Consider the following 18,626-nt stretch of genomic DNA (forward strand, 5'->3'; position numbering starts at 1 on the left):
CACCTGATCAGGTGGTTTTTTTGTGGCCGAAACAAACCTGCAATCAATGATCCTGATGCAGGTACTTGGGCTCTTTGGGCAAACGCAGACTGAACAGGAACGCTACCGCCATCATGGCCGTCACGTACCAGTAAAAGCTGTTCTCCATCCCGGCACTCTTGAGTTTCAGTGCAACCCATTCAGCCGAGCCGCCGAACATTGCGTTGGCCACCGCGTACGCCAGACCCACGCCCAGTGCACGAACCTGAGGCGGAAACATCTCGGCTTTGACCAGCCCGCTGATCGAGGTGTAGAAGCTGACGATGGCCAGCGCCAGGGTAATCAGCAGAAAGGCAATTAACGGGTTGGTGGTGGTCTTGAGCGTCATCAGGATCGGCACTGTGCACAGCGTACCCAGCGCGCCGAACAGGAGCATCGAATTACGCCGGCCGATACGGTCCGCGAGCATGCCGAAGAACGGCTGCATGCACATGTACAGAAACAGCGCGCCGGTCATGATGTAGCTGGCGGTCTTGGCTTCCATGCCCCCGGTGTTGACCAGGTATTTCTGCATGTAGGTCGTGAAGGTGTAGAAAATCAGCGAGCCGCCGGCGGTGTAACCCAGTACCGTGATGAAGGCAGCTGCATGATGTTTGAACAGTGCCGCAATACTGCCCGCATCCTTGTCCTGACGGCTTTCGGCCGTGGTGGTTTCATTGAGGGTGCGACGCAGCAGCAAGGCAATGACCGCAGCGGCAGCACCGATCACGAAAGGTATGCGCCAACCGTAATCACGCAACTCTTCGGTGGTCAGGAATTGCTGAAGGATGACCACCGTCAAAACCGCCAACAATTGCCCGCCGATCAGGGTGACGTACTGGAACGAAGCATAAAAACCGCGCTGGCCACGCAGCGCCACTTCGCTCATGTAGGTGGCCGTGGTGCCGTACTCGCCGCCTACCGACAGGCCTTGCAGCAGGCGCGCCATCAGCAGCAAGGCCGGCGCCCAGGCGCCAATCGATGCATAGGTCGGCAGGCAGGCGATGATCAATGATCCGGCACACATCATGGTGACCGAAATCAACATGGAGTTCTTGCGACCATGTTTGTCTGCGACACGACCGAACAGCCAGCCGCCAATCGGACGCATCAGAAAGCCAGCGGCAAACACACCTGCAGTGTTGAGCAACTGAACGGTCGGATCATCGGAGGGAAAGAAAGCCGGTGCGAAATAAATCGCGCAGAAGGCGTAGATATAAAAGTCGAACCATTCGACCAGGTTGCCGGATGAGGCACCGACAATCGCGAAAATTCTTTTGCTTCGCTCCTCGCCGGTGTAATGCGGTGCTTTTGATGTTGTAGTCATTATTTTCCCCAAGCAGAACTGTCCATAAGAAACAATCTGTAACACCGTCTTTAATCGAGCACAATAAGTCAGAACAATTCAGCCACCGGGAAAGACCGCGAGGGTTGAACAATCAGTGCCCAGACGAACAACAACCCGGATCATCGGCCTGCCTTTTCGTGGAGGCAGACAAACGATCCGGGTTGCTGGACAACAGGTTGAAGCGGAAGGGCTTACCGCTCGATGGCCAGCGCAAGCCCCTGCCCGACGCCGACGCACATGGTTGCCAGGCCTCGGCGTCCACCGGTTTTCTCAAGATGATGCAGCGCGGTCAGCACCAGCCGCGCGCCACTCATGCCCAACGGATGGCCGAGAGCAATTGCCCCGCCGTTGGGATTGACCTGCGGCGCATCGTCCGCCAGACCCAGTTCGCGCAGCACCGCAAGACCCTGGCTGGCAAACGCTTCATTGAGTTCGATGACATCGAAATCGGTCACCGCCAGGCCCAGTCGCTCGACCAGCTTACGCACCGCTGGCACCGGGCCAATGCCCATCACCCGAGGTGCAACCGCCGCGCTGGCCATGCCGAGTACGCGGGCACGAGGCGTCAGGCCATGCTTTTTGACTGCTTCGGCCGAAGCCAGAATCAGCGCAGCAGCACCGTCGTTGACCCCGGACGCATTACCTGCAGTCACCGTGCGGTCCGGGCCGTTGACTGGCTTGAGTTTGCTCAGGGTTTCCAGACTGGTATCGCCACGCGGGTGCTCATCCTTGTCGACAATGGTCTCGCCCTTTTTGTGCGCGACCCGCACTGGCACGATCTCTTCCTCGAAAAAGCCCGCAGCCTGGGCAACGGCAGTGCGTTGCTGGCTGCGCAGGGCGAAAGCGTCCTGATCGGCTCGAGAAATCCTGAAGTCGGTTGCAACGTTGTCGCCCGTCTCGGGCATTGAGTCCACGCCGTACTGCGCTTTCATCGCCGGATTGATAAAACGCCAGCCGATGGTGGTGTCTTCCAGCTTCATGTTGCGCGAAAACGCGGCATCGGCCTTACCCATCACGAAGGGAGCACGGGACATCGACTCGACGCCGCCGGCGATTGCCAGCTCGATTTCACCTGAAGCGATGGCCCGGAAAGCGGTGCCGATGGCGTCCATTCCGGAAGCACACAGGCGATTCAGAGTGACGCCCGGCACACTTTGCGGCAGCCCGGCCAACAGTGCAGCCATGCGCGCAACGTTGCGGTTGTCCTCACCGGCCTGATTGGCGCAGCCGAAGAACACTTCGTCGATCTCTTCCCAGTTGACCGACGGATTGCGCTCCATCAGCGCCTTGATCGGCACGGCAGCCAGGTCGTCTGCTCGCACCGAAGACAGCCCACCACCAAAACGACCGATGGGCGTACGAATCGCATCGCAAATAAACACTTCACGCATCACGCTTCTCCCGCAACCTGACCGTGAGCCGCGGCAGTTCGTGCTTCCAGATCACGCAGCGCCGTCAGCTCGACCTCGGTAGGCTCTTCGGAAACCGCCACCGTGTCGGCAAAACGGATCTCCCAGCCGGTTGCGGCAACGACCTGCTCGCGGGTCACGCCAGGGTGCAGCGCGGTCACGACGAACTCGTGGGTGCCGGCTTCCGGCTCCATGATGCACAGGTCGGTGATGATGCCCACCGGACCGGCACCTGGCAGGCCCAGACGCTTGCGCGAGTCGCCGCCTTCGCCATGCCCGACCGAGGTGATGAAGTCCAGTTTGTCGACGAACGAACGCGCCGATTGCTTGAGAATGATCAGCACCGACTTGGCCGACCCGGCGATCTCCGGCGCGCCGCCGGCTCCGGGCAGACGCACTTTTGGATGGTGGTAATCGCCGACCACGGTGGTGTTGATGTTGCCGAAACGGTCGACCTGCGCTGCGCCGAGAAAGCCGACATCGACGCGACCGCCCTGCAGCCAGTAACGAAAGATTTCGCTGGTGGATACCACTGTGTCGGCGGTTTCAGCCAACTCGCCATCGCCGATAGACAGCGGCAATACCGTGGGCTTGGCGCCAATCGGGCCGGACTCGTAGATCAGTACCACGTCAGGGGCAGAGGTAAGACGTGCCAGGTTCGCAGCCTTGGAAGGCAGGCCGATGCCGACAAAGCATACAGAACCGTTGCGCAAGCGACGGGCTGCAGCAACGGTCATCATTTCACTGGTGGAGTAAGTCATTATTTGGCCTCCGAAGCGCGAGCCAGCTTGCTCTGGAATTCACTGAAATCTGCGGTGCCGTGGATATATTCATCGATCCACGCCGTAAAGGTCTCCCGGTCTCGAGCGATCGGGTCCCAGGCCTGATAGAACGGGTTGTCACGCTCGTAGTAGCCATGCGCATAGGACGGGTGAGCACCACCCGGCACCAGGCACACCGCGCTCAGCGCCCAGGTCGGCAGCACGCAGGAATTCATCGGCGCCTTCAGGTCATCGACGATTTCTTCCACCGTCACAATGCAGCGCTTTGCAGCCAGCGCGGCTTCTTTCTGCGCACCGAGAATGCCCCACAACAGCACGTTGCCCTTGCGGTCGGCTTTCTGAGCATGAATTACGGTTACGTCGGGGCGTACCGAAGGCACCGCTGCCAGCACTTCGCCGGTGAACGGGCACGTGACGGTCTTGATCAGCGGGTTGACCTTGGGCAGGTCGGACCCGGCGTAAGCGCGCAGCACGGCGAACGGCAGACCGGACGCACCCGCTACGTAGGCGTTGGCAAGGTCGGCATGGCTGTGCTCTTCAATTTCCATCGCCCGCGGCCACTGTTTTTCAACGGCATCGCGCAAACGGTGGAGGGAGCCAACGCCAGGGTTGCCACCCCACGAAAAAATCAGCCGCTTCGCACAACCGGCGCCGATCAACTGGTCGTAGATCAGATCGGGCGTCATGCGCACCAGCGTCAGGTCTTTTTTACCCTGACGGATGATTTCATGGCCGGCGGCCGTGGGGATCAGATGAGTGAAGCCTTCCAGCGCAACGGTGTCGCCATCGTTGACCAGTTGCTTCACCGCATCGCGTAGAGAAAGAATGTCTGCCATGAGGTGCTCCGAACCCAACATCACGTTCAATGATCAGCGCGAAGACCTGCGCCGGAATGAAAATGAGGTTATGCCTGAGCAAGATGGCAAACAATCCGATAATCGACTAAACGTTCGGTAATCGAACGAATTCAATCTGTCAGAAAAACGGCCACTTCAGGTAAACAACTGCGTACTCAGGTCGCGACTGGCATCGAGCATGATCGGCAGAAAGCGCTGTTCCAGTTCGCTGCGCGCCACACGTCCGGCACTGGTACTGACATTCAGCGCAGCCAGCACCTGGCCCGACGCATCATAGACCGGTACGGCAATCGAACGCAGCCCCTGCTCCAGTTCCTGATCGACAATGCACCAGCCCTGTTGCCGAACCAGTTGCAGACATTCGAGCAAGGCTTCCGGCGTGCGAATGGTGCGGCTGGTCTTGGGCTGCAGATCGACATGGTCAAGGTATTCATGCAGCGAAACGTCATCCAGTGCAGCCAGCAGAATGCGGCCCATGGACGTGCAGTACGCGGGAAGGCGACCGCCCACGGAAAGGTCGACCGAGATGAGTCGCTGCGTGGTCGCAGAGCGCGCTATATAAAGAATATCGTCGCCTTCCAGCGTGGCCATGTTGCACGCCTCGTGCAGCTGATCACTCATACGGTCCAGATAAGGCTGCGACGAGGTTGCCAGTGGCGTCGATGACAAATAGGCGTGACCCAGGGTCAGCACCTTGGGCAATAGCGAGTAGGTACGACCGTCAGTGGTCGCATAACCGAGCTTGATCAGCGTGTGCAGACAACGACGCACTGCCGCGCGGGGGATTTCTGTGCGGTGGCTGATCTGTGCAATGGTCAGGTGTCGCTTGCGCTCCTGAAAGGCATGAATCACGGCCAGCCCGCGCGCCAGCGACGTCATGAAATCCGGATCACCGGTCAGCGCCTGAATGCGCTTTGCAGGCGACGCCACGATGGGCGGTGCCAATGAGGCAAAAGATTTACGCAGTTCGTCGTTCATTGACCCACCTTATGTAACTGCCTTTCAGGCCCTGTAAACCGCAGGCTTCAGCTCTTTTCAGCGGACCGAAGCCCGGCCCGATTGTGCGATTATCGAACAGGTGGCCGATAATCGCAATTGACCCTATGTAAATATACTTATACCTTTACCTCTGCCACGAAGTGACTTCTTGGAAATACTGGTCAGGTACCCACTAAGAAGTCCAAGGCAGCGGCCTTGCTCATCAAGCAAGGCCGTTTTCATTACTCAGGCGCGCCCTCTGTGCCCGATGCCCGCGACATCTTCCTGCTCATCCCGTTCTCAGTCGGCGCCTGCCGCGCAACTCAAGACATCCCGCATATAGAAAGCCGTGAATTTCCTCGCCAACATTTTGTCGTCGAAAGTCAAAACTGTTTTATAAAACTTCTGTCATATAAATGGCCCACTGAAACTTCGGAACAATCGTACAAAAAAACCATACCGGTGAACTCATTCAACCTCTGTTGTTGACGTAACAGAACTTCTTGGAGATAGTATCCGTCAGTTGGTTGGCAATACCCTCGCAACGATTGATTCGTTCACCCGATTTCTGCTTCGACTGTCTTGTCGACGCCCTGTCACGGTGCACCATCGCCGCGAGACCATCAGCAAGCCTGCCAGCTCAAGCCTTGCGCTTGAAATCAAACGTATGTCGCTACGACAGGTGTTTTTCTCTGGTGCACGTAGCCGCAGACAACAACAGGCATGTCCAGTAAACCGTTCGCGCAATCGCCCGAACAGGTCGCTGACTGTATTTGGTATACAGCCAGACTGGAGTGAACATACTTGCAATGTTTTGCGTCATCGCCAGAGCCCATTCGACTCGATCAGGTATTAAAGTGACTAAAGATGAACTGCGCGCGGAACTTGAGCGCCAGGAGCAACGCTACAAGGATGTCTACGGCGGTGAAATCACCACCTACGCCGCGCAACCTGAACCGGAACGCAAACCCTGGCGCAAAAGAGCCAGCCTGCTGGACCAGGCGTTCAAGCAAGAACTGCAAAAAATGGAAGAAGGCCTGAAAGAAGAGCCATGACAGCACGGGTCTGGTGATCCCTGCCCGATAAGTCTCCTACTTCCAGCACCCGGAATTACACGCCTTACTGCCTCATTGAGCACTCAACGGGGCGGCGCTCATGCGTCTTTTTTTTGGTTTGAGGCGACACCACGCGGTGACGACAAGTCGTTCGGTATTTTTTCTGTCATAATCGCGCCCCCTTCAGACCCGGTCAGAAAACCTACATGATCGATTTATTCAGCGGGCTTGATGCCTGGGTGCTTGTGAGCCTGTTGCTCGCCCTGGCTTTCGTCCTCACCTTCGAGTTCATCAACGGCTTTCATGACACCGCCAACGCGGTGGCGACAGTCATCTACACCAAAGCAATGCCGCCTCATCTGGCCGTGTTCTTTTCCGGTGTATTCAACTTTCTCGGCGTGTTGCTGGGCGGCGTAGGCGTTGCCTATGCCATCGTCCATCTGCTGCCGGTCGAACTGCTCATCAACGTCAACACCGGACATGGCCTGGCCATGGTGTTCTCGCTGCTGGCGGCGGCCATTACCTGGAACCTCGGTACCTGGTACTTCGGCATTCCGGCCTCCAGCTCGCACACGCTGATCGGCTCGATACTCGGTGTGGGTCTGGCCAATGCGCTGCTCAACGATATCCCGTTGGCCGATGGCGTTAACTGGCAGAAAGCGATCGATATCGGCGCGTCGCTGGTGTTCTCGCCGCTGGCCGGCTTTATCGTTGCGGGTCTGGTGCTGGTTGCCCTGAAGTGGTGGCGCCCGCAGTCGAAGATGCACAAGACTCCCGACCAGCGCCGCAAGCTGGACGACAAGAAGCATCCGCCGTTCTGGAACCGTCTGGTGCTGGTCATTTCCGCAATGGCGGTCAGCTTCGTACATGGTTCGAATGATGGTCAGAAAGGCATTGGCCTGATCATGCTGGTACTGATCGGTATCGTACCCAGCCAGTTCGTGCTTGACCTCACCAGCACGACCTATCAGATCGAACGTACCCGCGATGCGACCCAGCACCTGAGTCAGTTCTATCAGCGTAACAGCAGCACGCTGGGCGAATATCTGGCCATGGGCAAAGCCGAAAAAGGCGACCTGCCTTCAAGCTCCGCCTGTAACCCGAAGCAGACCGAACCTACCATCGACGCGTTGCTCGACCGCCTGAAGGGCGTGTCCGACTACCACGCGCTGGCACCTGAAAGCCGCATCGAAGTACGTCGCTATCTGTTGTGCCTGGACGACACCGCCCGCAAGGTCGGCAAACTTCCAGACCTGTCGGCACGTGAAAAGTCCGATCTGGAGAAACTTCGCAAGGACCTGACCACCACCACCGAGTACGCTCCGTTCTGGGTGATTCTGGCGGTCGCACTGGCGCTGGGCATCGGCACCATGGTTGGCTGGAAACGTGTGGTCCTGACAATCGGCGAGAAGATCGGCAAGCAGGGCATGACTTACGCACAAGGCATGTCGGCGCAAATCACCACCGCCTGTGCGATTGGTCTGGCCAACGTGTTCAGTCTGCCGGTGTCCACCACGCATATTCTGTCGTCGGGTGTAGCCGGTACCATGGTCGCCAACAAGAGCGGCCTGCAAGGCGGAACCGTGCGCACCATCCTGCTGGCCTGGGTACTGACCCTGCCGGCAACGGTCGCCTTGTCCGCAGCGTTGTTCTGGCTGGCTTCCAAGGCCCTGGCCTGATCTGAAACCTTTCGGGCGGTGCATCCCTTGCACCGTCTGAAGGGTTTGACTCACTTATCCTCTTGCTCCCCCTCCTTCTCAAGCCCTTCAACAGGCGCTTGCGCTTGCTGCAGCTCGCGCCACAGTGCTGCGGCACCTTCGAAATCAGTGCCGTTTTCCGCCGTCAGTTGCGCAGGGTCATAGCGGCTCAGGCAGCCTTCGCCAAGCGTTGCCGGCGCGGTGGAAGTGGCTTTGTCGAGAGGATCGGTCATTGGCTGTCACCTTGCACGTTGCACCATTGCCGACAGCTGGGTCGGGAGCGCGAGAGACGCGCTCCGGAAAAGATAGATCAGTCAAAGACGACCGTCTTGTTGTCGTGAACCAGAACGCGGTCTTCCAGATGAGCGCGCAGGCCGCGGGCCAGCACCATTTTTTCCACGTCGCGACCGAAACGCACCATGTTTTCGATGCTGTCACGGTGGCTGACGCGTACGACGTCCTGCTCGATGATCGGCCCGGCATCCAGTTCTTCGGTCACATAGTGACAGGTCGCGCCGATCAGTTTGACACCGCGCAACGAGGCCTGGTGATAAGGCTTGGCGCCGACGAACGATGGCAGGAAGCTGTGGTGGATATTGATGACCTGATGGGCATATTCACGGCACAGCTGTGGCGGCAGAATTTGCATGTAACGCGCCAGAACCACGACATCGGCCTGGTGATGACCGACCAGACGCGATACCTCGGCGAACGCAGGCTCCTTGTCTTTCGGGTCCACCGGAACATGGTAGTAAGGGATGTCATGCCATTCGACCATGCTGCGCAGGTCCTGGTGGTTTGAAATCACACAGGCGATGTCGCAGTCGAGTTCGTCACTGTGCCAACGGTGCAGCAGGTCGGCCAGACAGTGCGATTCGCGACTTGCCATGAGCACGACGCGCTTCTTCTGCGCCGAGTCGGTAATGCGCCAGTCCATCGAAAAAGCTTCGGCAATCGGCGTGAACGCTTCACGGAACCCGTCCAGGTCAAAAGGCAGGGTGTCGGCACGGATCTCGTGACGCATGAAAAACCAGCCGCTGAGATTGTCCGAATGATGACTCGCTTCGGTGATCCAGCCGTTATGGGACGCCAGAAAGTTACTGACTTTGGCAACGATGCCTACACGGTCCGGGCAAGCAATCACCAGACGAAAAGTGCGCATTGGGGGAAACTCCAGAACTTCGCAAAGCCGCTATTCTAGCGGCTGCGCAGCAAAACTGCAGTATCTCTGTTGCCAGAATTCAGATACCGAAAAAGCACACCGCCAAGGCCAGAGATTGCACCTTGCCAGTATGGGTTTTTACGGGGTTTACCGCTAAACAAAACCTGTAATAAGGAGGGCTTTATAGCGGCGATCTTTTGAAGGAAGCACGACCCACCCCTAGTTCAGAGGTCTGTAGGACGTGTGTATATTGCTAAATAATTCAAATAAAACTTTTATTTAATGTTTACTTGCTCATTTACAGTGACTATTATTGCCGCACTGTATCCCTGCAACCCTCACAACATAAGGTCTCCTCATGTCCCTGATCAACGAATACCGCGCTACAGAAGAAGCCATCAAAGAACTGCAGGCCCGTTTGAAGAACCTGTCGCAAGACGACAAACTGCAAACCGAGCTGGAATTCGAAGGCAAACTGCGCACGCTGATGGGCGAATACCAAAAGTCGCTGCGTGACATCATTGCCCTGCTGGATCCGGATGCCAAGGTAAACAAGGCCCCTCGTGGCGGCGCTGTTAAACCTGCCGGCACCAAACGCGCCCGCAAGGTCAAGCAATACAAGAACCCGCACAACGGTGAAGTCATCGAAACCAAAGGTGGCAACCACAAGACGCTGAAAGAGTGGAAAGCCAAGTGGGGCAGCGACGACGTTGAAAGCTGGGCCACTTTGCTGGGCTAAGCTTCACAAGGTCGCGATTCATTGCGATTGCAAAAACGCCAGCTTGCTGGCGTTTTTTATTGCCCGGTATTTTTTATACGCCCAGACGGTTACTCAGCTCGTGTGCGTAATCCTGCCATTGCCGCAACACCTCCAACTGCTCTGGCGCGGCACTAAGGGAGCATTCTATCAATGCGGCAGTAAAGTCATGCAGGGTATTGGGAGCCCCCCATTCCGGGCTCCGCAGGCGCTGCTGACAGAAATCCCGCCAGCGTGTTTGCTCTTCGCCACTCAAGGTGTCAGGGAAGTTACGAGCCCGATACCTGAATAACAATTCAGGCAAACGGGCGTCATCAAATGGCCAGGCGTCGCGCGCCAGTTGTTCTGGCTCGGCCTGCCGAACTTGCTCACACAGTCGACGATCACGGTCACCCATAAAACCGTCATATAACTGCTGTTCGGGATCTTCACTTGCGGCGAAATCGTCCTTGCCGTAAACGGTCGCCAGTTTATCGTGCCAAACTTCGCGACGTTCACTCAATTGCGTTGCGCGTGCCTGATAGCCGGCCATGTCCAATTGCAGCCGCTGCTGATCTTCGCTACGCAGCACGCCCAGCGGGGCGATCACCGGGCACCGGTTTATATGCAATAGTTTGAGCGGCACGGGCAATTCGCCGTCGCCCAGCGCGTCGTGCCGCGTATATAAACGCCGCTTGAGTATTTCAGCGTCCTCGTGCAACAACGGTGAATGATCCAGGTGCAGATCACATACGATCAGCGCGTTGCGATTATGAGGGTGCCATGCCAGCGGCAGCACCACGCCCAGGTAATTGCGCGCCGCAGAAAAACGTCCCGAAATATGCACCAGAGGCTGCATCAGGCGAACCTGTTCCTGGACTTTCTGCTTGCTGCGCAATGCGAACAGATAGTCGTAAAGCTTCGGCTGCTTTTCACGAATCAAACGCGCCAGGGCAATAGTTGCACGCACATCGGATAACGCGTCGTGCGCCTGTCCATGATCAATACCATTGGCAGCCGTCAGACGCTCCAGTTTCAACGTGACCCGGCCGTCCTGTTCCGGCCAGACAATGCCATCGGGGCGCAATGCGTAGGCGGCTCGCACGACATCGATCAGATCCCATCGACTGTTGCCCCCCTGCCATTCGCGAGCATAGGGGTCGAAGAAGTTGCGATAAAAACTGTAGCGCGTGACTTCGTCATCAAAACGCAAGGTGTTGTAACCCGCGCCACAGGTACCCGGCGCAGACAGTTCGGCATGTACGCGAGTCATGAAATCGGCCTCGCACAAGCCTTTTTCTGCCAGCGTGGCCGGCGTGATTCCGGTGATCATGCAGGCGACAGGATGGGGCAGGATGTCATCGCTGAGCTGACAGTGCAGATTGACCGGAGGCGCGATTTCATTGAGGTCGGTATCCGTGCGAATGCCGGCCATCTGCAGCGCACGATCGTTGCGCGGGTTGATACCGGTGGTTTCGTAGTCGTACCAGAAGATGCTGGAGGTCACGGGCTGATCCTGAACAAAAGACCCGCGAAGTGTAGGGCGTGACAGGTGTCATTGGCTAATCGGGTCGTATCCGGCGCACAGGGAAATGTTTTCTTACAGCCCGCGTATTGAATGGTCGGTTGCTTAGCTCCGCTGCGGTAGCTAGCATCAGTTTTCGTTTTCAGGCGCGCCCCTCCGACAATGTCATCCCGTCCCGCTTCGCCAAGGAATGCAGCGCTGCCCACACCACTGGACACGCGCATTGAAATCGAGACGCCAGAAGGCATCGATATGCTCCTGCGCCCTGCCGGGCTGGTTTCCCGCGCATTGGCGTTCGGCATCGACTTCGCCATTCGCGCAGCGCTCATCGGCGTGTTCTTCGTGCTTCTGCAGCTGTTCGACAAGCTCGGCATGGGCCTGGCCGCCCTGGTGTTTTTTCTGGTGAACTGGTGGTACATGGTGCTGTTTGAAGTGCTCGACCAGGGACGCACACCCGGAAAGCGCCTGCTCGGGCTGCGGGTGGTGCATGACGACGGCACGCCCATAGACTGGTCTTCGTCGCTGATTCGCAACCTGCTGCGCTTCGTCGACATGCTCCCGCTGGGCTACGGGCTGGGGGCAATCACTTGTCTGAACCATCCGCTGTTCAAGCGGCTGGGTGATCTCGCCGCCGGAACACTGGTGATTTACAGCAACCGGCCGGTGGCGCGCCCTATCCTGCCGCAGGCCGAACCGGTCATGGTGCCCTTTGTCCTGCATCTGGATGAGCAGCGGGCGGTGCTCGGCCTCGCAGAACGGCAGGGTGAACTGTCCAGCGCGCGCACCCAGGAACTGGCGGCCATCCTTGCCGAACCCTTGCGTATCCCCGCCGATAAAGCGGTTGCTCATGTAAACGGCATCGCCCGCAACCTGCTGGGGCCGACATGAAGCAGAGCCTGTTTGAAACCCGCCATCAGCAGGAGTGGCAGCGCTTCGAGCAGCGCCTGACGGCCCTTGAACAGGGCAAAACCGATGTCAGCGGCAACGAGACCTTTCCCGGCGATTATCGACGCCTGTGCCACCACCTCGCGCTGGCACAGGAGCGCGGCTACAGCAGCCATCTGATCGACCCCTTGCATCAATTGGCCATGCGCGGTCATCAGCAACTTTACCGTCACCGCAGCACTGCCGGGGTGCGACTGCTGGGCTTCGTTCTGGGCGGCTTTCCGCGACGCGTGCGGGCCGAGTGGCGCTTTGTACTGGTTGCCAGCCTGCTGCTGTTCGGCAGCCTGATCGGCATGGCGCTGCTGGTCTATGGCTTTCCACAACTGATCTACAGCGTCGTCAGCCCTGAACAACTGGCAGACATGCAGAGTATGTATGACCCGTCGGCCAACCGCGTCGGACAGCACGTCGAGCGAGGTTCCGATACGGACTGGATGATGTTCGGCTACTACATCATGAACAACATCGGCATCGCCTTCCAAACCTATGCAAGCGGCTTGCTGTTTGGCCTGGGCAGTCTGTTTTTCCTGCTCTTCAACGGGTTGATGACCGGTGCAATCGCCGGGCACCTGACAGACATCGGTTACGGACAGACCTTCTGGCCCTTCGTCATCGGTCACGGCGCCTTCGAGTTGACCGCCATCGCTCTCGCCGGGGCGGCGGGCCTCAAGCTGGGCTGGGCCTTGCTGGCCCCGGGAAGACTCACCCGCAGTGCCGCACTGCGCATCGCAGCCCGGGCCAGCATGCAGCTGGTCGGCGGGGTTATCCTGTTTCTGCTGATCGCAGCCTTCATCGAGGCGTACTGGTCATCGATGACCTGGCCCGGACCACTTCTCAAGTACCTGACAGGTGCCGTCCTGTGGTTGCTGGTGGCCGCGTATCTGACTCTGGCAGGACGTCCACAACATGCGCCTGACTGAGTCGACTGTTGCCATACGCCCTCGCTCGCCCTGGGAAGCCATCGACCTGGGCGTGCTGCTTGCCGGGCGGCACCGCGGCGTATTGATGAGCAGTTGGGCAATCGTCACCCTGCCCTTTTTCTGCGTCCTCAGTGTGTTGCTCTGGGATTACCCCACGGCTGCCATTCTGCTGTTCTGGTGGCTCAAACCTGCGTTCGAACGGTTGCCGCTGCTGATCCTTTCGCAGTCACTGTTCGGGGCTACGCCGACACTGCGACAGGCCCTCAAGGCATGGCCGGCGACTCTGAAGAAGCAACTGCTGCCCAGCCTCTTGTGGCGACGTCTTTCCCTGAGTCGCAGTTTTCAACTGCCGGTGCAGCAACTGGAGCATCTGGCAGGCACCGAGCGCGACCTGCGCATCAGCCTGCTCAGCCAGAAAGACCTGCGTGCCGCGCAGCTGCTCACCATCGTTGGCGCACACCTGGAATATGCATTGTGGATAGGGCTGCTGGTCCTGCTCTACGCCCTCATACCGCAGCAGATCCAGATCGACTGGCACTGGATGAGTCTGCTCGACGTGGAAAACCAATGGCTGTGGATCGACCACCTGACCAACCTCTTCTATGCCTTGGCGTTGATACTCTGGGAGCCTGTGTATGTCGCCTGTGGCTTCACGCTGTACTTGAATCGCCGTACGGTTCTTGAAGCCTGGGATATAGAACTGATCTTCCGACGCCTGCGGCAGCGCCTGATCGGCACTGCCTATGCCGTGTTGATGGGCGTCGGTCTGGTACTTTCGACAGCGCCAGCTCCGGCCTGGGCCGAACAACAAAGCTACAACTGCCCTGTGCCGGAATCCGCCCCTGCGCAATCCGCTCCGTCCGTGGCGTCGCCCGACACGCCGCGCCTGACCCGTCAGTCTCTGACCAGCGAAGCGGCGCGCAGCAAGATCCAGAGCGTTCTGCAACAGCCGCCCTTCCGCAACCCAAGGACCGAAACCGGCTGGCGCTTCCCTGAACAACAGAAAGGCCAGTCTGCGGCTCGGGACACGCGTGACCAGAGCTGGCTGATGACCTGGCTCAATCGGCTTCTGCGCGCGGCGAGCGCCTTGGCCAGCCTGATTGAAGTACTGCTCTGGGCCGTGGTCATCGGGCTCGCGGGGCTGGTGGTCTTCCGTTACCGGGACTGGTTCAGGACCTTCGTTGGCCGGAAGACCGACAAGGCAAAAACCACCCGCCCGGCACCCGAGCAGCTCTTTGGTCTGCAAGTAAATGCCGAAAGCCTGCCCGATGATGTTGCTGGCCGGGCCGAGCAGCTCTGGAACAGCCAGCCCCGCGAAGCGCTAGGGCTGCTGTACCGTGCCTTGCTCAGCCGCTTGCTGAGCGACTATCGATTGCCATTGAAAAATGCCGATACCGAAAGTCAGATGCTGGAACGTATCGCCACGCTCAACCAGCCAATGCTGAGTGAGTTCAGCCGCACGCTGACCGAACACTGGCAAAACCTCGCCTACGGGCATCGCCTGCCCCCGGCCCATGCCCGGCAGGCACTCTGCGATGGCTGGCGTCGCCTGTTCAACCAGGCAGCACAGCCATGAGCCGCCGCACCGGAATGCTGATCGGGCTGCTGGCCCTGCTACTGCTGGCAAGTGGCGCGCTGTTTCTGAGCACTCAGCTTGAACGCTACGAGAAAACGGTCGATCAGGGCCCCTCGCCAGAGGCGAAGGCCAATCCCTGGCTGGCAGCCGAACATTTTCTGCGTGGCCTCTCTGTCACAGTGAATACCGTCGACACGCTGGCTCAGCTTCCCGACCCGAGTCAGAGCACCCAGACCCTGCTGCTGCTCGATGACCGGGTAGACATGACGCCGACGCAAACCCAAAAACTGCTGAACTGGGCCGAGGCAGGCGGGCACCTGCTGTTCGTCGCCGAACAACTGTGGGACGAACAAAAAGGTCGCAGCGGTGATCTGCTGCTGGACAGTCTGCAGATTCACCAGTACCTCACCAAAGACATCAATGCCAAGGAACAGCAGTTGACCGACGCTCAGCCGTCACTGCCCATCCCGCTGATAACGCCCGCCCCCAAACGCAAGAAAATGCCCTGGCCAGAGTTGACCCGCCTGTACCTGGAAAACGAGAGCGCCCCGGCCTACATGAGCTTCGATCCGGCGTTTCACCTCGAAGACCCGGAAGATCACGCCCAATCCTGGGCCAACAGCGCCGATGCCACACACCTGCTGCAAATAAGCCGGGGCAATGGGCTGATCACCGTTGTCACGGACGCCAACCTCTGGAAAACCCGCTCGATCGGCCACTATGACAATGCCTGGCTGCTCTGGTATCTGACGCAGGACAGCCAGGTGACCCTGGTGCTGCAAACCGAACACGACAACCTGCTGAGCCTGTTGCTGCGCAACTATCCTCAGGCGCTGCTGGCGCTGGCACTGCTGATCGGTCTGGGTCTGTGGCACATCGGTCTGCGCGAGGGCCCGCTGCGTCAGCCTGCGCCACTCGCACGTCGCCAACTGACCGAACACCTGCGCGCCAGTGCCGAGTTCCTGCGCAAACACACAGGGCAGCAGACGCTGATCAAACGCCTGCAACAGGACATCCTGCGTCGCGCCCGCCAACTGCATCCCGGTTTCGAGCGGCTGGTCGTTGCCGAACAATGGCAAGTGCTTGCACGCCTGACCCGTCAGCCCACCAGTGCCATCAGCGACGCGCTGCGCCCTCGCCCGCCGCAACGCCTGTCACACAGCGAATTCACCCGCCAGGTAGCCCACCTGCAAACCCTCAGGAATGCCCTATGAGCGATCAAACGCCCGCCCCATCAGGCAGCAGCACCGAGCCACTTGCCGAGTCCGTAGCCGAATCCTCCACCCAGTTGCAGCAGCGTCAACGCGCCAGCCAGCTGGCTCAGGCGTTGCGCAACGAGCTGCAAAAAGCCGTGATCGGCCAAAATGCGGTTATCGACGATGTGTTGACCGCGCTGATCGGCGGCGGACATGTACTGCTGGAGGGTGTTCCCGGGCTTGGCAAAACGCTGCTGGTTCGGGCGCTGGCCAGTTGCATCGGCTGCGAATTCGCCCGCATCCAGTTTACGCCGGACCTGATGCCCAGCGATGTCACCGGTCATGCGGTGTACGACATGCAGACCGAGCAGTTCAAGCTGCGCAAGGGGCCGCTGTTCACCAACCTGCTGCTGGCCGACGAAATCAACAGGGCACCGGCCAAGACCCAGGCTGCATTGCTCGAAGCGATGCAGGAGCGGCAAGTCACCCTTGAAGGACGCGCCCTGCCGATCCCGCAGCCGTTCATGGTACTGGCGACCCAGAACCCCATCGAACAGGAAGGCACGTATCCACTGCCTGAAGCTGAACTGGATCGTTTCATGCTCAAACTGCGCATGGATTATCCCGAAGCGCAGGAAGAGCTGAACATGGTGCGTCAGGTTACCCGCTCGTCCCGGGCTGACATGCTGGATGTGCGACCGCTCAGGGTCATCATGCAGGCCCGCGAGGTTCAGGCGCTGCAACGCATTGCCAGCGAGCTGCCCATCGATGAGCAAGTGCTGGACTACGCTGTAAGACTGGCGCGCAGTACGCGCACCTGGCCAGGTCTGAGTCAGGGCGCAGGCCCCCGCGCTTCCATTGCGCTGGTGCGTGGCGGGCGGGCCCGAGCCGTGTTGCGTGGAGGCGAGTTCGTGACTCCGGACGATATCAAGGGCTGTGCGCTGGCAGTGCTGCGACATCGGGTCAGGCTGTCACCTGAGCTGGATATCGAAGGGCTGTCGGTGGATCAGGTGCTCAGGCAGATCCTCGACCAGGTCTCGGCACCGCGCCTGTGAAACAGGTCCTCAAGCCATCGGTAACGCTGCTGCGCTGGCTCGGCGGACTGATGAGCATGGCCTTGCTGCTCGGAACGCTTCATGCGCTGGGCATCGAGTATCCGGCAAAAATCGACGACCTTTATTGGGGGGCATTGCTGGCCCTCGTCGTCGTGAGCCTGCTTGATGCAATCTGGCTGCTCAGAAGCCCCTCGCCGCGCGTACAGCGCGAGCTGGCGGGCAGTCTGGCGCTCGACCGCTGGAACGAAGTCCGGCTCGACATGCAGCACGACGGTAGCAAGCCCGTCACCGTGCGGGTATTCGATCATGTGCCGCACGGGCTGGAACACCAAAACCTGCCTCAGTACCTGACCCTGGCCGCACGTGGCAAAGGCAGCATCGGCTACCGTCTGCGCCCGTCAAGCCGGGGGCATTTTACGTTCGAGCGGTGCGAAATCAGCCTGCCGGGGCCGTTGCGCCTGTGGACGGCACGGCGCTACCTGGCAGTGCCCGGCACCACGCGGGTCTATCCGGATTTCGCCCGTCTCTGCGGCGGTCAATTGATGGCGGTGGATAACTGGCTGAGCCAATTGGGCGTGCGCCAGCTGCAACGCCGCGGGCTGGGAATGGAATTCAACCAGTTGCGTGAGTTTCGAGAGGGCGACGGCCTGCGTCAGATCGACTGGAAAGCCACTGCCCGCCAGCGAGCGCCCATTGCACGGGAATACCAGGACGAGCGGGATCAGCAGATTGTTTTCATGCTTGATTGCGGACGTCGGATGCGCAGTCAGGACGGCGACCTGTCCCACTTCGATCACGCTCTCAACGCTTGTCTGCTAATGAGTTATGTCGCGCTGCGTCAGGGTGATTCTGTCGGTGTTGCGACCTTTGCCGGCGAGCAGGATCGTTACCTGGCGCCGGTGAAGGGGCCCGGGCAGCTGAATCGGGTACTCAACTCGGTGTATGACCTGCAGACTACCCGGCGCCCCGCTGACTACAGCGCTGCCGTGCGCCAACTGATGGTTCGTCACAAGAGACGCTCACTGGTGGTGTTGATGACCAACCTGCGCGATGAAGACGATGAGGAGTTGCTGGCCGCCGCCAGGCAGCTCGGCAAACAGCATCGGGTACTGATCGCCAGTATGCGAGAAGAGGTCCTCGACGGCCTGCGCCACTCACCGGTACACACGTACGATGAAGCGCTGAGTTATTGCGGGACCATCGACTTTCTCAACGCCCGCGCTTCGCTGCACGATCGCTTAAGTGCGCAAGGCATCGTGATAATGGATGCGCGTCCAGGAGAACTGGGCCCACAGCTGGTCAACCGTTACATGAGCTGGAAAAAGGCAGGGACTTTATGAACGACGCCCTGCCCGTCAGGCAGCAGC

Annotated in this window: 18 protein-coding genes; 10 read left to right on the forward strand and 8 right to left on the reverse strand. The window is 59.3% G+C overall.

Annotated features, from left to right (window positions below; translation table 11 throughout):
- Positions 1 to 43: 43 nt before the first annotated feature.
- From BLR20_RS17910 to pcaR, 5 genes are all read right to left on the reverse strand, one after another.
- Entirely contained in the window at positions 44 to 1,345 is a 1,302-nt protein-coding gene (locus BLR20_RS17910; RefSeq protein WP_054993315.1) for an MFS family transporter, read from the reverse strand.
- 212 nt (positions 1,346 to 1,557) lie between these two features.
- Positions 1,558 to 2,757 (reverse strand): 3-oxoadipyl-CoA thiolase, encoded by a 1,200-nt coding sequence (pcaF, locus tag BLR20_RS17915; RefSeq protein WP_054993314.1) that lies wholly within the window; start codon positions 2,755 to 2,757, stop codon positions 1,558 to 1,560.
- On the reverse strand, positions 2,757 to 3,539 hold the full coding sequence (locus BLR20_RS17920) for a CoA-transferase subunit beta (RefSeq protein ID WP_186005930.1): 783 nt from the start codon (positions 3,537 to 3,539) through the stop codon (positions 2,757 to 2,759). Before BLR20_RS17920 ends, pcaF begins: the two co-directional genes overlap by 1 nt.
- Complete coding sequence (locus tag BLR20_RS17925) at positions 3,536 to 4,393, reverse strand: CoA transferase subunit A (protein ID WP_003395944.1); 858 nt, start codon at positions 4,391 to 4,393, stop codon at positions 3,536 to 3,538. The genes BLR20_RS17920 and BLR20_RS17925 overlap by 4 nt, the downstream gene beginning before the upstream one ends.
- 156 nt (positions 4,394 to 4,549) lie before the next feature.
- Positions 4,550 to 5,392 carry a pca regulon transcriptional regulator PcaR gene (pcaR, locus tag BLR20_RS17930; protein WP_003363842.1) on the reverse strand — a complete coding sequence of 281 codons (843 nt, stop codon included), beginning with the start codon at positions 5,390 to 5,392 and terminating at the stop codon, positions 4,550 to 4,552.
- A gap of 216 nt (positions 5,393 to 5,608) precedes the next feature.
- On the opposite strand from pcaR, the gene BLR20_RS27310 reads away from it, so the two are divergent.
- The 3 genes from BLR20_RS27310 to BLR20_RS17940 all read left to right on the forward strand — a co-directional run bounded on the left by BLR20_RS27310 (position 5,609) and on the right by BLR20_RS17940 (position 8,126).
- Complete coding sequence (locus BLR20_RS27310) at positions 5,609 to 5,881, forward strand: hypothetical protein (RefSeq protein ID WP_143010004.1); 273 nt, start codon at positions 5,609 to 5,611, stop codon at positions 5,879 to 5,881.
- Between the two features lie 368 nt (positions 5,882 to 6,249).
- Positions 6,250 to 6,447, forward strand: coding sequence for a hypothetical protein (locus tag BLR20_RS17935; RefSeq protein WP_002554967.1), 198 nt, complete (start codon positions 6,250 to 6,252; stop codon positions 6,445 to 6,447).
- 206 nt (positions 6,448 to 6,653) lie between these two features.
- Positions 6,654 to 8,126 carry an inorganic phosphate transporter gene (locus BLR20_RS17940; RefSeq protein WP_010433954.1) on the forward strand — a complete coding sequence of 491 codons (1,473 nt, stop codon included), beginning with the start codon at positions 6,654 to 6,656 and terminating at the stop codon, positions 8,124 to 8,126.
- Between the two features lie 50 nt (positions 8,127 to 8,176).
- On the opposite strand, the gene BLR20_RS17945 is transcribed toward BLR20_RS17940, so the two are convergent.
- Together BLR20_RS17945 and purU are read right to left on the reverse strand one after the other, a co-directional pair.
- The gene (locus BLR20_RS17945) at positions 8,177 to 8,377 is read right to left on the reverse strand and encodes a hypothetical protein (protein ID WP_032614793.1); all 201 of its coding nucleotides are present in this window, start codon (positions 8,375 to 8,377) and stop codon (positions 8,177 to 8,179) included.
- Positions 8,378 to 8,454: 77 nt separating this feature from the next.
- Positions 8,455 to 9,306 carry a formyltetrahydrofolate deformylase gene (gene purU, locus BLR20_RS17950; protein ID WP_010435617.1) on the reverse strand — a complete coding sequence of 284 codons (852 nt, stop codon included), beginning with the start codon at positions 9,304 to 9,306 and terminating at the stop codon, positions 8,455 to 8,457.
- A gap of 358 nt (positions 9,307 to 9,664) precedes the next feature.
- Here purU and mvaT point away from each other — a divergent pair, with 358 nt between their 5' ends.
- On the forward strand, positions 9,665 to 10,045 hold the full coding sequence (gene mvaT, locus BLR20_RS17955; RefSeq protein ID WP_002554971.1) for a histone-like nucleoid-structuring protein MvaT: 381 nt from the start codon (positions 9,665 to 9,667) through the stop codon (positions 10,043 to 10,045).
- A gap of 73 nt (positions 10,046 to 10,118) precedes the next feature.
- Here mvaT and sbcB read toward each other — a convergent pair whose 3' ends face one another.
- Positions 10,119 to 11,549 (reverse strand): exodeoxyribonuclease I, encoded by a 1,431-nt coding sequence (gene sbcB, locus BLR20_RS17960; RefSeq protein ID WP_010435621.1) that lies wholly within the window; start codon positions 11,547 to 11,549, stop codon positions 10,119 to 10,121.
- Positions 11,550 to 11,729: 180 nt separating this feature from the next.
- Between sbcB and BLR20_RS17970 the strand changes: the two genes are divergently transcribed.
- The 6 genes from BLR20_RS17970 to BLR20_RS17995 are packed head-to-tail and all read left to right on the forward strand — an operon-like array spanning position 11,730 to position 18,599.
- Positions 11,730 to 12,455: an RDD family protein gene (locus BLR20_RS17970; RefSeq protein ID WP_025991062.1), complete on the forward strand. Its 726-nt coding sequence runs from the start codon at positions 11,730 to 11,732 to the stop codon at positions 12,453 to 12,455.
- Complete coding sequence (locus tag BLR20_RS17975; RefSeq protein WP_054993313.1) at positions 12,452 to 13,432, forward strand: stage II sporulation protein M; 981 nt, start codon at positions 12,452 to 12,454, stop codon at positions 13,430 to 13,432. The genes BLR20_RS17970 and BLR20_RS17975 overlap by 4 nt, the downstream gene beginning before the upstream one ends.
- Positions 13,419 to 15,008, forward strand: a complete 1,590-nt coding sequence (locus tag BLR20_RS17980; protein ID WP_054993312.1) for a DUF4129 domain-containing protein — start codon at positions 13,419 to 13,421, stop codon at positions 15,006 to 15,008. Before BLR20_RS17975 ends, BLR20_RS17980 begins: the two co-directional genes overlap by 14 nt.
- Complete coding sequence (locus BLR20_RS17985; protein ID WP_054993311.1) at positions 15,005 to 16,222, forward strand: DUF4350 domain-containing protein; 1,218 nt, start codon at positions 15,005 to 15,007, stop codon at positions 16,220 to 16,222. The genes BLR20_RS17980 and BLR20_RS17985 overlap by 4 nt, the downstream gene beginning before the upstream one ends.
- Entirely contained in the window at positions 16,219 to 17,259 is a 1,041-nt protein-coding gene (locus BLR20_RS17990; RefSeq protein WP_032615259.1) for an AAA family ATPase, read from the forward strand. Before BLR20_RS17985 ends, BLR20_RS17990 begins: the two co-directional genes overlap by 4 nt.
- Positions 17,256 to 18,599, forward strand: a complete 1,344-nt coding sequence (locus BLR20_RS17995) for a DUF58 domain-containing protein (RefSeq protein ID WP_054993310.1) — start codon at positions 17,256 to 17,258, stop codon at positions 18,597 to 18,599. Before BLR20_RS17990 ends, BLR20_RS17995 begins: the two co-directional genes overlap by 4 nt.
- The last annotated feature ends 27 nt before the right edge of the window (positions 18,600 to 18,626 follow it).

Origin of the sequence: Pseudomonas congelans, from assembly GCF_900103225.1 — a bacterium.
GTDB classification, from domain to species: domain Bacteria; phylum Pseudomonadota; class Gammaproteobacteria; order Pseudomonadales; family Pseudomonadaceae; genus Aquipseudomonas; species Aquipseudomonas congelans.